Below are 15,562 nucleotides of genomic sequence, written 5' to 3' on the forward strand. Positions count from 1 at the left end.
TTTCCTTCTCCTTATCCCGGCGTCAGCCTGCTCTCGTCCCAATCAATATAGTCCAGTTCCAGCATCAAGGTTCCCAAAGGCGGGATGGTGATGCTGGCCCAGCCATCCTCATCCGCCGTCACCGAACCCATATTGCCCGCGCCGCTGCCGCCATAATCGGCCGCGTCGCTGTTCATGATCTCTCGCCACAGCCCGGCGGCGGGCAGGCGTATCCTGTAGCCCTGCCGCAGGACCGGCGTGAAATGGCTGATGACCACGACCGGCGCGGCGGAAGGGGAGCGGCGGACCCAGGCGAAGACAGAATCCGCCGCCGCGTCGACCAGCACCCATTCGAACCCCTCCGGCTCGCAATCGCGCGCGTGCAGCGCCGGGCGCGAGCGGTAGAGGCGGTTGAGATCCGCCACCAGCTTCTGCACACCCCGGTGCGGCTGATGATCCAGCAGATGCCAGTCGAGCGCCCTCGCCTCGCTCCATTCGGCGCGCTGGGCGAATTCCTGCCCCATGAACAGCAGCTTCTTGCCCGGATAGCCCCACATCATCGCATAATAAGCGCGCAGGGTAGCGAATTTCTGCCAATCGTCGCCCGCCATCTTGTGCAGCAGGGACGCCTTGCCATGCACCACCTCGTCATGGCTGAGCGCCAGGACGAAATTTTCGGTGAAGGCATAGACCAGGCCGAAGGTGATGTCGTCATGATGGTGGGCGCGGTGCACCGCCTCCCGCGACAGATAGCGCAGCGTGTCGTGCATGAAGCCCATATTCCATTTGAAGCCGAAGCCAAGGCCGCCTTCATGGACCGGGTGGGAAACTTTGGGCCAGCTGGTGGACTCCTCCGCGACCGTCATCACGCCGGGATGGGTTCCGTACAGCGCCTTGTTCATCTGCTGGAGGAAATCGACCGCCTCCACATTCTCGCGCCCGCCCTGGGCATTGGGTATCCATTCGCCTGCCTTGCGCGAATAATCGAGGTAGAGCATCGATGCCACCGCATCGACCCGCAGCCCATCGACATGATAGCGCTCCGCCCAGAACAGCGCATTGTTGATCAGGAACTGCGCCACCTCCCGCCGTCCGAAATTATAGATGGCGGTGTTCCAGTCGGGATGGAAACCCTTGCGCGGGTCCTCATGCTCGTAGAGCGCCGTCCCGTCGAAACGGGCGAGGCCATGGGCGTCGGTCGGGAAATGCGCCGGAACCCAATCGAGCAGCACGCCCACCCCCGCCCGGTGCGCGCCATCGACGAAGCGGGCGAAGCCATCCGGTTCGCCGAAGCGCGCGGTGGGCGCATAGAGGCCGGTCGTCTGATAGCCCCAGCTTGGATCGTAAGGATATTCGCTGATCGGCAGAAATTCGATATGGGTAAAGCCAAGCCCCACCACATAGGGGATCAGCCGGTTGGCAAGCTCATCCCAGCTGAGGAAATTCCCATCTTCGTCGCGCTGCCATGATCCGGCATGCACTTCGTAGATGGAGACAGGCTCGCGCCGCGCATCCGCCTTTGCCCAATAGTCGCGATGCCGGTCGTCGCCCCACACATGCGCGGGGGGAGCAGCGACGATGGAGGCGGTGGACGGCCGCAGTTCGGACTGAAAGGCGAAGGGATCGGCCTTGAGCGGCAAGGGCGTTCCGTCCGCGGCCAGAAGCTCGAACTTGTAGGGGACGCCCGGTCCCACTTCGGGAATGAAGATTTCCCACACGCCCGCATCCTGACGGCGGCGCATCAGCCCGCGCCGTCCGTCCCAGCGGTTGAAGTCGCCGACCACTGACACGCGCCCGGCATTGGGCGCCCAGACCGCGAAATGGGTGCCGTCCACCCCTTCATGGCGGATCGGATGCGCGCCCATCTTGTCGAACAGGCGGCCGTGCGATCCTTCGGCGAAATAATAATCGTCCAGCGGCCCCAGCACCGGCCCGAACCCATAGGGATCGATGAAGCGATATTCGCCGCCATCGGGGAAGACCGCATGATAGCGCAAGGGCTGCCGCTTGCGCACCGCCACCTTGCCGAAGAACAGGCCCGCAGGATCGACCAGCGCCAGCGTGCCCGCCATCTTCCCGTCGAGCCGGTAGGCGGTGACGCTGACCGCTTCGGGCAGGAGGACGCAGGCGGTGAACGCCTTTCCGTCCGGGTGAACGCCAAGCGCCGCGAAGGGATCGTCCTCGCGGCCTTCGACCAGCCTGGCGATCTGCCCGGAACTCAGCACCCGGCTGCGCAGCCCATCATCATCACATCACCTTCCAGATATCGGCGGCATATTCCCTGATCGTGCGGTCGGACGAGAACCAGCCCATCCGGGCGACATTGTGGATCGCCATGCGCGCCCATTGCGCCTGGTCGCGCCAGATCGCATCGATGCGCCGCTGCGCCGCCGAATAGCTGTCGAAGTCCGCGGCGACCATGAACCAGTCATGATCGTAGATGCCCGCGATCAGGTCGCGATAGCGGTTCGGATCGTCGGGGGAAAAGACGCCGCTTGCGATCGCGTCAAGCGCCTGCCCAAGCTCGCGGCTCTGGCCGATGACGTCGCGCGGATTATAGCCGTTGGCGCGCCGTTCGTTGACCTGCTGCGCGGTCAGGCCGAAGATGACGATATTCTCCTCGCCCACATGATCGCGCATCTCGACATTGGCGCCGTCCAGCGTGCCGATGGTCAGCGCGCCATTCACGGCGAACTTCATGTTGCCGGTGCCTGACGCCTCCATGCCCGCGGTCGAAATCTGTTCGGAAAGGTCCGCCGCCGGGATCATCACTTCGGCCATCGAAACATTGTAGTTCGGCACGAACTGCACCTTCAGCAGCCCCTGCACCGCCGGATCATGATTGATGGCGCGGGCGACATCGCCCGCGAGCTTTATGATCAGCTTGGCATTATGATAGCTGGGCGCGGCCTTTCCGCCGAACAGCTTGACGCGCGGCACCCAGTCCCTTTCCGGGTGGGACCGGATCTGGTCGTACAGCGACACCGCCTCGATGATGTTGAGCAATTGCCGCTTATATTCGTGGATGCGCTTGATCTGGATATCGAACAGCGCGGCCGGATCGATCCTGGCGTTGACGCGGGCGCGCAGCAGGTCCGACAGCGCCGCCTTGTTGGCGCGCTTGACTGCCATGAACCTGTCCTGGAAAGCAGCGTCGCCGGCGAAGGGATCAAGGTCCCGCAGCGCTTCGGGATCGTCCATGAAGCGGTCGCCAATGGCTTCGCGGATCAGGTCGAACAGGCCGCGATTGCACTGCATCAACCAGCGGCGGAAGGTGACGCCGTTGGTCTTGTTGTTGATGCGCGCGGGATAGAGCCGGTGGAGGTCGGCGAACACGGTTTCCTTCATCAGGTCCGTGTGCAGCGCCGACACGCCATTGACGCTGTGCGATCCAGCGAAGGCCAGATTGCCCATCCGCACCCGCCGTTCCCCGCCTTCGTCGATCAGGGATATGCAGCCGACCGCCCGGTCATCAAACTGCCCCGACCGCCGCGCTTCGCCGAGCAGGCGGCTGTTCACCGCATAGACGATCTGCATGTGCCGGGGCAGCAGCCGTTCGAACAGCGGAACGGGCCAGCTTTCCAGCGCTTCGGGCAGCAGCGTGTGGTTGGTGTAGCTGAACGTGCGCCGCGTCAGGTCCCAGGCTTCGTCGAAATCGACGCCATGGTCGTCCAGCAGGATGCGCATCAATTCCGCGACGGCGACGGCGGGATGGGTATCGTTCAACTGGATCGCCGCCTTGTCCGGCAGCGTCCTTATGTCGCCGAAATATTGCATGTGCCGCCGGACGATGTCCTGCAAGGATGCGGAGGAGAAGAAATATTCCTGCCGCAGCCGCAATTCCTGCCCCGCTGGCGAACTGTCCGCCGGGTAGAGCACCCGCGTCAGCGCCTCCGCCCGGTTGCTTTCGGCCAGCGCGCCCAGATGGTCCCCGGCGTTGAAACGATCGAGCAGGATCGGGTCGATCGGCTGCGCTTCCCACAGGCGCAGCGTGTTCACCCGCTTGCCGCGCCAGCCAGCGATCGGCGTGTCATAGGGCGTGGCGATCACGCGCTCGCTGGGCCGCCACTGCATCTGGTGCGGCCCCGCATTCTCTCCTTCGGCGGGGTCGACGCGGCCGCCAAAGCCGATTTCATAGCTCGCCTCGCGCCGCTCGAATTCCCAAGGATTTCCGTGCGTCAGCCAGGTTTCGGGCAATTCGACCTGCCAGCCGTCCGAAATCTCCTGCCGGAACATGCCGTTCACATAGCGGATGCCATAGCCATAGGCCGGGACGTCCACCGTCGCCATGCTTTCCATGAAGCAGGCGGCCAGCCTGCCAAGGCCGCCATTGCCCAGCGCCGCGTCCGGCTCCAGCGCGGCGATGATGTCTATGTCCACGCCCAGCGAGTCCAGCGCCGCCTTCACATCGTCCAGCATTTCCATGTTGGACGCCGCATCGCGCATCAGGCGGCCGATCAGGAATTCCAGGCTGAGATAATAGACCCGCCGTCCCTGCTCCTCATAGGTTTTCTGCGTCGACCTGATCCAGGCGTCGATCACCCGGTCCCGGATCGAAAGGATGACGGCGTGCAGCCAGTCGTGCGGCTTGGCGGCCTGCGCATTCTTGCCGATGCGGTAGGTCAGCCGCTCGACAATCTCCCGCGCGAGCGCTTCGGGACCGCCCTGCCGCGGAGCAGGCATGAAAAGCGTGGTGTTGCCCTTTACGTTCATGGCGCGCCCCTTGCTGATTCAGCAGGGATGATGACACAGGGCCGCAGGCGAGACCATCTGCAATTTCGCAGTGCAGCATGATCGCGCACTATCCCGCATACCCTTTCAGGATCGCGGCCTTGATGCCGTCGCGAAAGGCGCGGCGGAGAGGGTAGACGTTGGATGGAAAATGCTGGGTCATCAACAGGCCGATTATCCGTTCGCGGGGGTGAACGAAGAAGAAGGTGGAAAAGACCCCGCCCCAGAAAAATTCCTGCGTGACAAGGTCGGTCGCAAAGCCCAGCCCAAAGCCGACATCGGCATAATCGGCCTCGCTGAACATGGATGAGGACAGGCTGGCAAGGTCAGCGCCGCCGGGCAGTTGATTGGCGTGCATCATCGCTATGGTTTCGGGGCGCAGCAGCCGGACGCCGTCCAGTTCCCCGCCGCGCAGCAGCATCAGGGCGAAGCGATGATAATCCTCCGCCGTCGACAGCAGGCCCCCGCCCCCCGACCGGAGGCGCAGGTTGCGCCGCCAGCTGCTGCGCTCCCCCCGTTCGTAGAGCGACAGCCGCCCGTCGCTGCCAAGCTGCCACGCATCGGTCATGCGGCCGGCCCGGTCATCGGGCAGCCGGAAGAATGTGTCCGTCATGTCCAAGGGCGCGAAGATGCGATCGGCAAGGAAGCTGCCCAGATCCGTGCCGCTCAGCCGTTCCACTATGACGCCGAGCACATCGGTCGAGATGGAGTAATTCCAGCGTTCGCCCGGCGAGAACTCCAGCGGCAGGCGGGCGACGGCTTCGATGAACTCGCCCGGTCCTCGCTTCTGGTGGAACTCGTCCAGACCCTGTTCGCGATAGAGGGCGTCGATCGGCGTCTGCCGCTGAAGCCCATAGGTAAGGCCGGAGGTGTGACGCAGCAGGTCGATCATCCGCATCGGCCGCCGCAAGGGCTGGCGGTCCATGCCGACGGTCAGGGCGGAAAATTCCGGCAGCACATCGGTCACCGGGTCTTGAAGCGCCACCAGCCCCTGCTCCACCAGCATCATGAAGGCGGCCGAGGTGACGGGCTTCGTCATGGAGGCGATGCGGAACAGCGCATCATTGCGCAGCGGCTCGCCCGTGGCGCGCGCGGCGCCGCTGACATGGTTCAAAAGCGGCTTTTCATCGCGCGATATCAGCAGGCGCAGATGCGGCAGCTTGCCGGACGCGACATAGTTCTGGTGCAGGCCGTCAGCCAGGGCATGCAGCCGCGCGGCGTCCATGCCCGCCGCCTGCGCGGCTGCTTCATCTGTCCATGTCTTCGCCTGCATGCTGCCTCCGGCCTATTCCGTCCCGCAGCTAGAACAGGCAAATGGCGGCCATGTCCATATGGGCCAGGCGAAATGACCGGACCGGATGGCCGCGCCTTACGGCTGGACCGCGAAGTCGAAGATGCGGGCCGACCCCGTGCCGCTGCCCCACATGCCCGGCCCCGTGCCCGCGCTGACGGAATAGAGGAAGCCATATTCTCCGGCAGGAAGGTCCGCCGTTGGCGTCACCTTGAACACGCCGGGCGTCACCTGCTCATAGTCGAAGGCGATGCGGTCCTTGTCCATCACGCCCGCCTTGGCTCCCGCCAGGTTCATGCTGCCCACCCGCGTTTCCCGCCGGTCCTTCTTCACGTCGAAGCGGATCAGCGAAAACTCGTTGGGCGAGGTGATGGCCGTCGCGGGCCCCGCCAGCCAGAGCGAAGGCGCGCCCGTCTGAGACAGGCCGCGCGTCGCTTCATCGAAGTAGAAATAGAAGGTAGGGCGCGGCCGCTGCGTGCGGGCCCTGGCGCTGGTGTTGGGAATGACCGCCTTGATGCTGAGCGAGGCGATGCCGCCGGTGAAGGCATAGCCCAATATGCCGCCGGTCTTGCTCTGGTTCGATGTCGTGGGGTCGATCCGCGCCATCTTGGGCTGAGGCAGCCAGTCCATCAGCATGTAGATGCCCGAAGGATGCGGCACCAGCGGATCGGGCGAGTCCGCCGAAAAAGCGGCCTTCGACGATACGGAGCCGGTGGCCCCGGCCTCGATCATGGCGGCGATGACCGGGCCGGTGACGCCATTCTTTTTCAACAGGATCAGATCATCGGTCGAAAGCGCATAATGGGCCGCCGAAGCCTTGATCTTGGCGATGACCGCTTCCTCGCCCAGTCCCGCCTGGACCAGCGCCACCACCATGTCGTTGGTCAGCGTCTCCGCCCGCACATCCGCAGGCAGCGCGCACGCGCCCATCAGCGCGAGCGCCGCCGTTGCCCTCCACAGCGTCATCTTGTCCCCCCTGTTGCCGGACATGCCCCCACATCCGGCCTCACGGCAAGGACTTAGACAGCGCGCCCCGATTCAGGCAAGCGCCTTGCGGATCAGTTCGTTGACGACCTGGGGATTGGCCTTGCCCTGCATGGCCTTCATCGTCTGACCGACGAAGAAGCCGAACAGCGCCTCCTTGCCCGCCTTATACTGTTCCACCTTGTCGCCATTGTCAGCCAGCACCTTGGCCACGGCGGCTTCGATCGCGCCGGTGTCGCTGGTCTGCTTGAGCCCCTTTTCCTCGACGATCGCGGGCGCGCGCTCGCCGGTTTCGAGCATGATCTCGAACACCTGCTTGGCGATGGTGCCGCTGATCGTGCCGTCCGCGACGAGCGCCAGCAGTTCAGCGCCCTCTTCAGGACCGACCGGGCTGTCTTCAAGGCTTTTGCCCAGCCGGTTGAGCGCGCCATAAAGTTCGGACAGCAGCCAGTTGGCCGACGCCTTCGCGACCTCGCCCTCGCTCTTTTTCTGGATGCGCGCGCCTTCGGCCAGCAGCGCTTCGAACCAGCGAGCCGTATCGGCGTCGGCCGTCAGCGTCGCGGCATTATAGGCGGAAAGGCCAAGCTGCTCCTCATAGCGGCGGCGCTTGGCGTCGGGCAGTTCGGGAAGCGACTGGCGGCATTCCTCCAGAAACACGTCGTCCAGCTCCAGCGGCAGCAGGTCGGGATCGGGGAAGTAGCGGTAATCATGCGCATCCTCCTTCGACCGCATGGAGCGCGTTTCATTCTTGTCCGGGTCGTAGAGGCGCGTTTCCTGCACGATGGTGCCGCCCGCCTCCAGTACATCGACCTGGCGGTTGGCCTCATATTCGACCACCGCCATGACGAAGCGGACGGAATTGACGTTCTTCGTCTCGGTGCGCGTGCCGAACTCATGCCCCGGCTTGCGGACCGACACATTGACATCCGCGCGCATCGAACCCTGGTCCATATTGCCGTCGCACGATCCCACATAGCGCAGGATCGTCCGCAGCTTCGACAGATACGCCCCTGCTTCGGCGGGAGAACGCATGTCCGGCTTCGACACGATCTCCATCAGCGCCACGCCCGAACGGTTGAGGTCGACATAAGAGCGGGTCGGGTGCTGGTCATGCATCAGCTTGCCCGCATCCTGCTCGACATGGATGCGCTCGATACCGATCCGCTTGGTCGCGGCATCGGGGTTCTTCTCGTCGAGATTGATCTCGATCTCCCCCTCGCCCACCAGCGGATGGTAAAGCTGGCTGATCTGATAGCCCTGCGGCAGATCGGCGTAGAAGTAGTTCTTGCGATCGAAGCGTGACCATTTGTTGATCTTCGCGTTGATCGCCATGCCGGTGCGCACCGCCTGACGGATGCACTCGCGGTTGGGCACGGGCAGCATGCCGGGCATGGCCGCATCGACTAGGCTGACCTGCGTGTTCGGCTCTGCGCCGAAAGCCGTAGCCGCGCCGGAAAAGAGCTTCGCCTGGCTCGTCACCTGCGCATGGACCTCCAGGCCGATCACGACCTCCCACTCGCCGGTTGCGCCCTGAATGCGATAGGTTGATTCAGTCATCTTCTTGTCCTCAAGTGTTCCCGCGAAGGCAGGAACCCGGGGTGAGTGCAGAGCCAAGCGGCCCTGGGCTCCGGCCTCGCCGGAGCACGGTTCGTTTTACCACCACTTCTCCGGCCGCGCCGTGAAGCCAGCCCGCTCCTCGATGGCAAGCCCGGCATTCAGCACGCCTTGCTCGTCCAGCGCCTTGCCGATGATCTGGAGGCCCAGCGGCAAACCTTGCGAGTCCAGCCCGCCCGGCACCGCCATGGCGGGCAGACCGGCAAGCGACGCGGGCACGGTGAAAATGTCGTTCAGATACATGGCCAGCGGATCGGCCTGCTTCTCGCCCAGTGCGAAGGAGGCGCTCGGCGCAGTCGGCGTCAGCAGCAGGTCGCACTTCTCAAACGCCTGCTCAAAATCGCGCGCGATCAGGGTGCGGACCTTCTGCGCCTGCGTATAATAAGCATCGTAGAATCCCGCCGACAGCACATAGGTGCCGATCATGATGCGGCGCTTGACCTCCGGCCCGAAACCGGCGGCGCGGGTCGCGGCATACATATCCTGGAGACCCGCCCCATCGGGAAGCTCGCGCTGCCCATAGCGCACGCCGTCATAGCGGGCGAGGTTGGACGAAGCCTCGGCAGGCGCGATGATATAATAGGTCGGCAGCGCATATTTGGTATGCGGCAAAGAAACCTCCACCACCTGCGCCCCCGCATCCTTCAGCCACTCGATCCCGCGATCCCACAGCGCCGCGATTTCGGCGTTCAGGCCATCGGGGCGATATTCCCTGGGAATGCCCACCGTCTTGCCCTTGAGATCGCTCGAAAGATTGGCTTCCCACTGCGGCACCGGCAGGTCCAGCGAGGTCGAATCCCTGGGGTCGAAGCCCGCCATGGTTTCCAGCAGGATCGCATTGTCGCGCACCGTCCGCGCCATCGGCCCGGCCTGATCGAGCGAGGAGGCGAACGCCACGATGCCCCAGCGAGAGCAGCGGCCATAGGTTGGCTTGATCCCGCTGATGCCGGTAAAGGCGGCGGGCTGGCGGATGGAGCCGCCCGTATCCGTCCCGGTCGCCGCCGGGCAGAGCCGCGCCGCGATCGCCGCGGAGGAACCGCCAGAGGAGCCGCCCGGCGCGAGCGCCGCATTGTCGCCGCCGCCCCGCCGCCAGGGGGAGATCACATTGCCGAAATAGCTCGTCTCGTTGGACGATCCCATGGCGAACTGGTCAAGGTTCAGCTTCCCCAGCATCCCCGCCCCCGCATCCCACAGCTTCTTCGACACCGTGGATTCATAGGTCGGCTTGAACCCTTCCAGCATGTGGCTGGCGGCGGTGGTCTGCACGCCTTCGGTGCAGAACAGGTCCTTCATGCCGATCGGCACGCCCGACAGCGGCTTCAACGCCTCGCCCGCAGCCTTCGCCTTGTCGGCTGCATCGGCGGCGGCCAGCGCCTTTTCCGGCGTCTCGACGATGAAGGCGTTCAGCGCCTTGGCGGACGCGACATTGGCATTGAACGCCTCCGCCACCTCGCGCGCGGAAAAGTCCCCGGCGCGGAAGCCGTCGCGAATTTCGGCAACTGTGAGGTCAGTAAGATCAGTCACGATTAAATTCCCGTTCGGGCTGAGCGAAGTCGAAGCCCATCACTGAGCGGAGCGAAGTGGCCTCCCGCTGGCCGGCCGTGCCCCTCGACAAGCTCCGGGCGAACGGATGGCGCGCCATCACTCAATCACCTTGGGCACCGCGAAGAAGCCATGTTCGGCCTGCGGCGCGTTCGCCAGCACCTTGTCGCGGACATCGCCATCGGTCACAACATCGTCGCGCAGGCGCAGTTTGTTGGGGATGACGGCGGTCATCGGGTCGACGCCGGTCACGTCCACCTCACCCAATTGCTCCACCCAGCCAAGGATGTTGTTGAGTTCGGGCACCATCGCTTCGGCTTCGGCGTCGGTCACCGAAATGCGCGAGAGGCTGGCGATCTTTTTCACGGTCTGAAGGTCTATCGACATGGGCCGCCGCTACCATCCGCTCACGCTTGCTTCAAGTCCGCACTTGCGCCCCGCTTGCGCCTGCGCCAGACATGCGCCCGCGCAGCGGGGGCGCGCAGCCCCGCATCGTGACGGAGAGCAGCCCCGTGGCCCGCAAATTCCTGTATGTCGTCGCCGGCCTGATCGTGCTGGTCCTCGCGGCATTGCTGGTCTACCGCATCTGGGGCATGCAACTGATCCGCGCGGTGATGGTCCCGCGCGAAGCCTTCACGCCGCTGCGGCCGCTTGCGCCCAATGCCTATGACGATCCCGGCATGTGGATCGCCCGGCCCGACATTCGCAAGGGCAATCCCGCCCTGTGGACGCCGCAGGGGTTGAAGGACGCGCCGGTGGCGAAAAAGGCGGCGGTCTTCTTCATTCACCCCACATCCTACATCACCACCTTCGGCGGCGCGCATTGGAACATGCGGCTGGACGACAAGGACGCGCTCAACACCGCGCGGCGCTTCGTGCAGGGTCAGGCAAGCGCCTTCAACGCGGTGGGCGACATTTGGGTGCCGCGTTACCGTCAGGCCAATTATGGCGCATTCCTGACCCGCGATCAGGCGGGCGATCAGGCGCTCGCCGCCGCCTATCGCGACGTGGCGCAGGCGTTCGCCGCCTTCCTCAAGGCCAATCCCGAAGGGCCGCTGATCCTGGCGGGGCACAGCCAGGGGTCGCGCCACCTGTTGCAACTTCTGCGCGAACAGGTTGCGGGAAAGCCCGTGGCGGAACGGATCGCGGCGGTCTATGCGGTCGGCTGGCCGGTGTCGGTGGAGGCTGACCTTCCGGCGCTGGGCCTGCCCGCCTGCGCGCGGCGCGATCAGGCGCATTGCCTGGTGAGCTGGCAAAGCTATGCCGAGCCCGCCGACCCGTCCCCCATCATCGAAACGTTCGAGCGCCGCAACGGCTATACCGGCCGGCCGCGCAAGGGCACGCATATGCTGTGCACCAATCCCATCACCGGCGCGTTCAACGGGTCGGCCCCGGCCAGCGCCAACCGGGGAACGCTGGACAGCCGCGACGACGCCAGGCCGCCGCGCCTGCTGACCGGCATCGTGCCAGCGCGCTGCGACACCAGCGGCGTGCTGATGATCGGGGAGCCCATCGACATGGGGCCGTTTACGTTGCCGGGCAATAACTACCATGTCTATGACTACAGCCTGTTCTGGGGCGATGTGCGCGAAGACGCGCGGCAGCGGCTGGCGACGTTCCTGAAATCATGACGCAGACCCTGCTGACCGCCGACCGCACGGCTTTTCGTGACGCTTTGCCGCAGGGCGGCCGCCTGCTGGGCATGGATGTGGGCACGAAGACGATCGGGCTGGCGCTGTGCGATGCGGGCTGGTCGATCGCCAGCCCGGCGCACACGGTCGCGCGCGGCAAGTTCAGCAAGGACAAGGTCGCGCTGGCCGCCTTCATCGAACAGCAGCAGGTCAGGGGGCTGGTCATCGGCCTGCCGCTGAATCTGGACGGCAGCGAAAGCCCGCGCTGCCAGGCGAACCGCGCCTTCGCCCGCAACATGGCCGACCTTGGCCTGCCGATCCTGCTGTGGGACGAACGCTGGTCGACCCAGGCGGTCACGCGCACCCTGCTGGAGGCGGACGCCAGCCGTGCGCGGCGCGGGGAACTGGTCGACAAGCTCGCCGCCAGCTACATTTTGCAGGGCGCGATAGACGGGCTGATGGCCGGGTTCTGAAGCCGCCGCCTATCCTCCGTCCCGGTCATAGACATCGGGCAGGAACTGCACGCCGTCTCCGCCCGGCGCCGCTGTCAGGTAAGTAAGATAGACCGGCACTGGCTGGGGCAGCGGCACATGCTGTTCGGGCTCGTCGCTTTCCGGCTTGAGCGGCTTGCCGAAGAACCAGCGGCCAAGGCGCTGCGCATCCTCCAGCCGGACGCAGCCATTGCTGAAATGGCGCGCGGGCTTCGCCAGCAAATCGCGCGAGGGCGTATCGTGCAGATAGATGCCAAGGTCGTTGGGAAACATGAACTTCACCTTCCCCATGGCGTTGGAACCGCCCGGCAGTTGCCGCACCCTCAACTGCTGCCGCCCGTCGGCGACCGCCTGCCAGTCTATCTCCGACTGGCTGAGCGGCCGGGCGTTCGCGCTCCAGTCGGTCAGCGCCTCATAGTTCAGGCGGCTGAGCGACGCGCCGTCGAGGATGCGGGGGGCAAGCTTGCGCTCCACCAGATCGGACGGCACGTTCCAATAGGGGTTGAGCGTCGCATAGCGCACCATGCCCGCCATCATCGGCGTCTGGCTTTCCTTCGCGCCCGCCACGACCTTCATCGTGCCGTCCTGCCGCCCCTTGCTATAGTACCAGAGGCGCGCGGAAGCGGCGTCCACCACCACATGCCGCACCCACGGCCCCGGCAGCAGCCGCGCCCGGTCAAGGTTCAGGGTCAGCTTGCGGTCGTACCAGTCCGGTCCGCGGTTCAGCGCCTCGATCGTCTGCGCGCCCGCGACGCCATCGGCCTTGAGGCCATGATCCGCCTGAAAGGCGCGAACCTTGGCGGCGAGCGCCTTGTCATAGCTGCTCCCGTCCGGCAGGCCGAGGCGGCGGCGCAGCATGGATACACCCTGCCCCTTCCCTCCGGGACGCAGCTTGACGTCAGCGGGAATGGCGACAGCGGGCAGGTCAGCCCAGCGCTTGGCGAAACTTGCTCTTGCGGCGCGCAGCTTCATGTAGAAGGGGCTCATCCACTCCGCATTGGCCACATAGTCGGGGAATGACGACGCCACGGCGGCGGCGCGCAGGATATCGGCGGGCTCCTCGTCCTTCGGCTCCACCTCCGGGTCGAGATAGCGCATCTTCACCCGCCTGGACGGCCGCCGCATGTCCTTGACCAGTTCGGCAAAGGCCTTGGACAGGGCGATGTCGGCGCGGGCGAGCAAGCGCGGGTCGCCATGGCTGCCATTCGCATCCTCCATGGCGCGCTCCAGGCCGCGTGGATCATAATCCTTGGGGTTGAGGCCATCGAGCCGGGCCGTCCTGACCAGCGCCAGCAAGGCGTCCGCCTGCGCGCCAAGCCTGTTGCCGTCGACCCATAGCGGCCAATAGCCGCGCGGACCGTAGAAGTCGCGCAGCTTCCCCCCGGCCGACGCGCGGATTTCCGCCCCGATGGTCGACTGCGCCGCGTCCTGCCCCGCCACCGGCTGCGCCATGGCGGAAACCGGGACAAGCCCGGCAGCCAACAGTCCCGGTATAAGGAAATGCCGAAACAGGCGGGCGCGGCAGGACAGCCGCGCCCCTGATATCAAATGTGTCAGCCGCGTTCTCCAGACCGGCTCGGCGGCGGGGGCGGAGGCGGCGGCGGGCAAGGCGGACCCTGCACCTCATGATACATGCCGTCGGCCGAATAATAGCCATCGACAATGCCGTCGCCATTGCGATCCGCGGCGACGGTGCCTGCGATCGCGCCGGGGCCGACCGGCGGCGCGGGCGCGATGGGTTCATCCCTTGTCGACGCGCACGCGCTCAGGGCGAGTGCCGTGCCGCCGAGAAGAGCCAATAGCCTGATTTTCATACCCTCTCCCTTGGCGACACGAGGACCGCGCGCCGGTTAGAACATGGACACTGCCAATCGCAGCGCAAGTGCAACGATCAACCCGCGCTTTGGAAGCCATTACCCGATCGCAATGACGATGGACCGTTGCCTATGCGCGATGGATTGCGGCCGCCTAGCCTTCGGCCCAGTCCGCCGAAGCAATCCCCTGCGCATAAAGCAGCACGGACAGGTCGCCGTGCACAATCTCCGCATGCGCGGCTTCCCGCGTTTTGGGCTTGGCATGATAGGCGACGCCCAGCCCCGCGCCCTGGATCATCGGAATGTCGTTCGCCCCGTCACCCACCGCCAGGGTGAGCGCCCGGTCGATGCCGCCCGCTATCGCCTGCTCCAGTTCCGCCAGCTTCCGCGCCGCATCGACGATCGGCAAGGCGACCGTGCCCGCCAGCGTCCCATCGGCGATGTCCAGCACATTGGCGACCGCGCTGTCGAAGCCGATCTCTTCGGCCACCGGCCCGGTGAAGCGGGTAAAGCCGCCCGACACCAGCAATGTCCGTGCCCCCCGCGCCTTCATCGTGCGGACCAGCGCCCTTGCGCCCGGCATGATCCTGACCCGCTCCGTCCGGCACCGGTCGATCGCCGCATCCTCCAGCCCCTTGAGCAGGGCGACGCGCTCATGCAGCGCGCCTGCGAAATCCAGTTCCCCGCGCATCGCCCGTTCGGTGATCTCGGCGATCTGCGGCTTGATCCCGGCATAATCGGCCAGCTCGTCGATGCATTCCACCGTGATCATGGTGGAATCCATGTCGGCGATCAGCAGCTTCTTCTCGCGCCCTTCGGCAGGCTGCACGATCACGTCCACCTTGCCGCCGATGTCCGTCAGCGCCGCGCGCGCCGTCACCGGATCGCTGCCGAAGAAGATGTCCGCCGCCTTGCCCTCGTCCAGCCACCGGCTGTCCACCGGCGCGCAGCCAGCGGTGGATAGCCGCGCGACGGCTTCCTCAATATCCCCCTGACTCAAGGCCGCACTTGCCACTAAGGTCGCGACGAACATGGACACTCCCGAAACAGATAAGGGCGAATCCCGCCCGCGCGTCGCGCTTATTGCCGGACCTACCGCCAGCGGCAAGAGCGCGCTCGCCATTGCGCTGGCGCGGGCGGCGAACGGCGTCGTCATCAATGCCGACGCCAGCCAGGTCTATGCCGACCTGCGCATCCTGTCCGCCCGCCCCTCGCCGGAGGAGATGGCGGATGTCCCCCACCGCCTGTTCGGACATATCGATGGAGCGGAGGCCTGCACCGCCGCCCGCTGGGCCAGCGAGGCGCGCGCCGAAGTGCGCAGGGCGCATGAAGAAGGGCGGCTGCCCATATTGGCCGGCGGCACCGGCCTTTACCTCCGCACGCTGCTGGACGGGATCGCGCCCGTGCCGGACATAGACCCCGCCATCCGCGCCGCCGTTCGCGCCCTGCCCGTGGCGCAGGCGCATGCGGCGCTGGCCATCGAGG

Annotated in this window: 13 protein-coding genes; 3 read left to right on the top strand and 10 right to left on the bottom strand. The window is 65.6% G+C overall.

All coding sequences use genetic code 11. From position 1 onward, the window contains the following. Positions 1-11 precede the first annotated feature (11 nt). The 7 genes from glgB to gatC all read right to left on the bottom strand — a co-directional run bounded on the left by glgB (position 12) and on the right by gatC (position 10,528). Positions 12-2,204: a 1,4-alpha-glucan branching protein GlgB gene (gene glgB / locus L288_RS39615; protein WP_021239729.1), complete on the bottom strand. Its 2,193-nt coding sequence runs from the start codon at positions 2,202-2,204 to the stop codon at positions 12-14. A gap of 22 nt (positions 2,205-2,226) precedes the next feature. Further along, positions 2,227-4,692 carry a glycogen/starch/alpha-glucan phosphorylase gene (locus L288_RS39620; RefSeq protein ID WP_021239730.1) on the bottom strand — a complete coding sequence of 822 codons (2,466 nt, stop codon included), beginning with the start codon at positions 4,690-4,692 and terminating at the stop codon, positions 2,227-2,229. Positions 4,693-4,780: 88 nt separating this feature from the next. Next, positions 4,781-5,983, bottom strand: a complete 1,203-nt coding sequence (locus L288_RS39625) for a serine hydrolase domain-containing protein (protein WP_021239731.1) — start codon at positions 5,981-5,983, stop codon at positions 4,781-4,783. 96 nt (positions 5,984-6,079) lie between these two features. Continuing rightward, positions 6,080-6,931 (bottom strand): hypothetical protein, encoded by an 852-nt coding sequence (locus L288_RS39630; RefSeq protein WP_408020643.1) that lies wholly within the window; start codon positions 6,929-6,931, stop codon positions 6,080-6,082. A gap of 108 nt (positions 6,932-7,039) precedes the next feature. Then, positions 7,040-8,542: an Asp-tRNA(Asn)/Glu-tRNA(Gln) amidotransferase subunit GatB gene (gene gatB, locus L288_RS39635; protein WP_021239733.1), complete on the bottom strand. Its 1,503-nt coding sequence runs from the start codon at positions 8,540-8,542 to the stop codon at positions 7,040-7,042. 96 nt (positions 8,543-8,638) lie between these two features. Then, complete coding sequence (gatA, locus tag L288_RS39640; RefSeq protein WP_021239734.1) at positions 8,639-10,123, bottom strand: Asp-tRNA(Asn)/Glu-tRNA(Gln) amidotransferase subunit GatA; 1,485 nt, start codon at positions 10,121-10,123, stop codon at positions 8,639-8,641. Between the two features lie 117 nt (positions 10,124-10,240). Continuing rightward, positions 10,241-10,528, bottom strand: a complete 288-nt coding sequence (gene gatC, locus L288_RS39645; protein WP_021239735.1) for an Asp-tRNA(Asn)/Glu-tRNA(Gln) amidotransferase subunit GatC — start codon at positions 10,526-10,528, stop codon at positions 10,241-10,243. A 125-nt stretch (positions 10,529-10,653) separates the two neighbouring features. Here gatC and L288_RS39650 point away from each other — a divergent pair, with 125 nt between their 5' ends. Beyond that, the gene (locus tag L288_RS39650) at positions 10,654-11,772 is read left to right on the top strand and encodes a DUF3089 domain-containing protein (protein ID WP_030540495.1); all 1,119 of its coding nucleotides are present in this window, start codon (positions 10,654-10,656) and stop codon (positions 11,770-11,772) included. Beyond that, positions 11,769-12,245 carry a Holliday junction resolvase RuvX gene (ruvX, locus tag L288_RS39655; RefSeq protein ID WP_021239737.1) on the top strand — a complete coding sequence of 159 codons (477 nt, stop codon included), beginning with the start codon at positions 11,769-11,771 and terminating at the stop codon, positions 12,243-12,245. The genes L288_RS39650 and ruvX overlap by 4 nt, the downstream gene beginning before the upstream one ends. Positions 12,246-12,254: 9 nt before the next feature. Here ruvX and L288_RS39660 read toward each other — a convergent pair whose 3' ends face one another. The 3 genes from L288_RS39660 to serB all read right to left on the bottom strand — a co-directional run bounded on the left by L288_RS39660 (position 12,255) and on the right by serB (position 15,110). Next, entirely contained in the window at positions 12,255-13,745 is a 1,491-nt protein-coding gene (locus tag L288_RS39660) for a L,D-transpeptidase family protein (protein ID WP_456242880.1), read from the bottom strand. 71 nt (positions 13,746-13,816) lie between these two features. Further along, complete coding sequence (locus L288_RS39665) at positions 13,817-14,077, bottom strand: hypothetical protein (protein WP_021239739.1); 261 nt, start codon at positions 14,075-14,077, stop codon at positions 13,817-13,819. Positions 14,078-14,231: 154 nt separating this feature from the next. Further along, positions 14,232-15,110 carry a phosphoserine phosphatase SerB gene (gene serB / locus L288_RS39670; RefSeq protein ID WP_021239740.1) on the bottom strand — a complete coding sequence of 293 codons (879 nt, stop codon included), beginning with the start codon at positions 15,108-15,110 and terminating at the stop codon, positions 14,232-14,234. On the opposite strand from serB, the gene L288_RS39675 reads away from it, so the two are divergent. Further along, positions 15,109-15,562 (top strand): tRNA (adenosine(37)-N6)-dimethylallyltransferase (locus L288_RS39675; RefSeq protein WP_021239741.1); only part of this gene is annotated, 454 nt, incomplete at its 3' end. The genes serB and L288_RS39675 overlap by 2 nt on opposite strands.

It is taken from the genome of Sphingobium quisquiliarum P25, from assembly GCF_000445065.1.
In the GTDB taxonomy this organism is placed as follows: Bacteria; Pseudomonadota; Alphaproteobacteria; order Sphingomonadales; family Sphingomonadaceae; genus Sphingobium; species Sphingobium quisquiliarum.

Excerpts from the sequence above, each read along its gene's own strand:
- ruvX (WP_021239737.1), top strand. The coding sequence starts at position 11,769 with ATGACGCAGACCCTGCTGACCGCCGACCGCACGGCTTTTCGTGACGCT.
- gatC (WP_021239735.1), bottom strand. The coding sequence starts at position 10,528 with ATGTCGATAGACCTTCAGACCGTGAAAAAGATCGCCAGCCTCTCGCGC.
- serB (WP_021239740.1), bottom strand. The coding sequence starts at position 15,110 with ATGTTCGTCGCGACCTTAGTGGCAAGTGCGGCCTTGAGTCAGGGGGAT.
- L288_RS39630 (WP_408020643.1), bottom strand. The coding sequence starts at position 6,931 with ATGGGCGCGTGCGCGCTGCCTGCGGATGTGCGGGCGGAGACGCTGACC.
- L288_RS39665 (WP_021239739.1), bottom strand. The coding sequence starts at position 14,077 with ATGAAAATCAGGCTATTGGCTCTTCTCGGCGGCACGGCACTCGCCCTG.
- gatB (WP_021239733.1), bottom strand. The coding sequence starts at position 8,542 with ATGACTGAATCAACCTATCGCATTCAGGGCGCAACCGGCGAGTGGGAG.
- L288_RS39620 (WP_021239730.1), bottom strand. The coding sequence starts at position 4,692 with ATGAACGTAAAGGGCAACACCACGCTTTTCATGCCTGCTCCGCGGCAG.
- L288_RS39625 (WP_021239731.1), bottom strand. The coding sequence starts at position 5,983 with ATGCAGGCGAAGACATGGACAGATGAAGCAGCCGCGCAGGCGGCGGGC.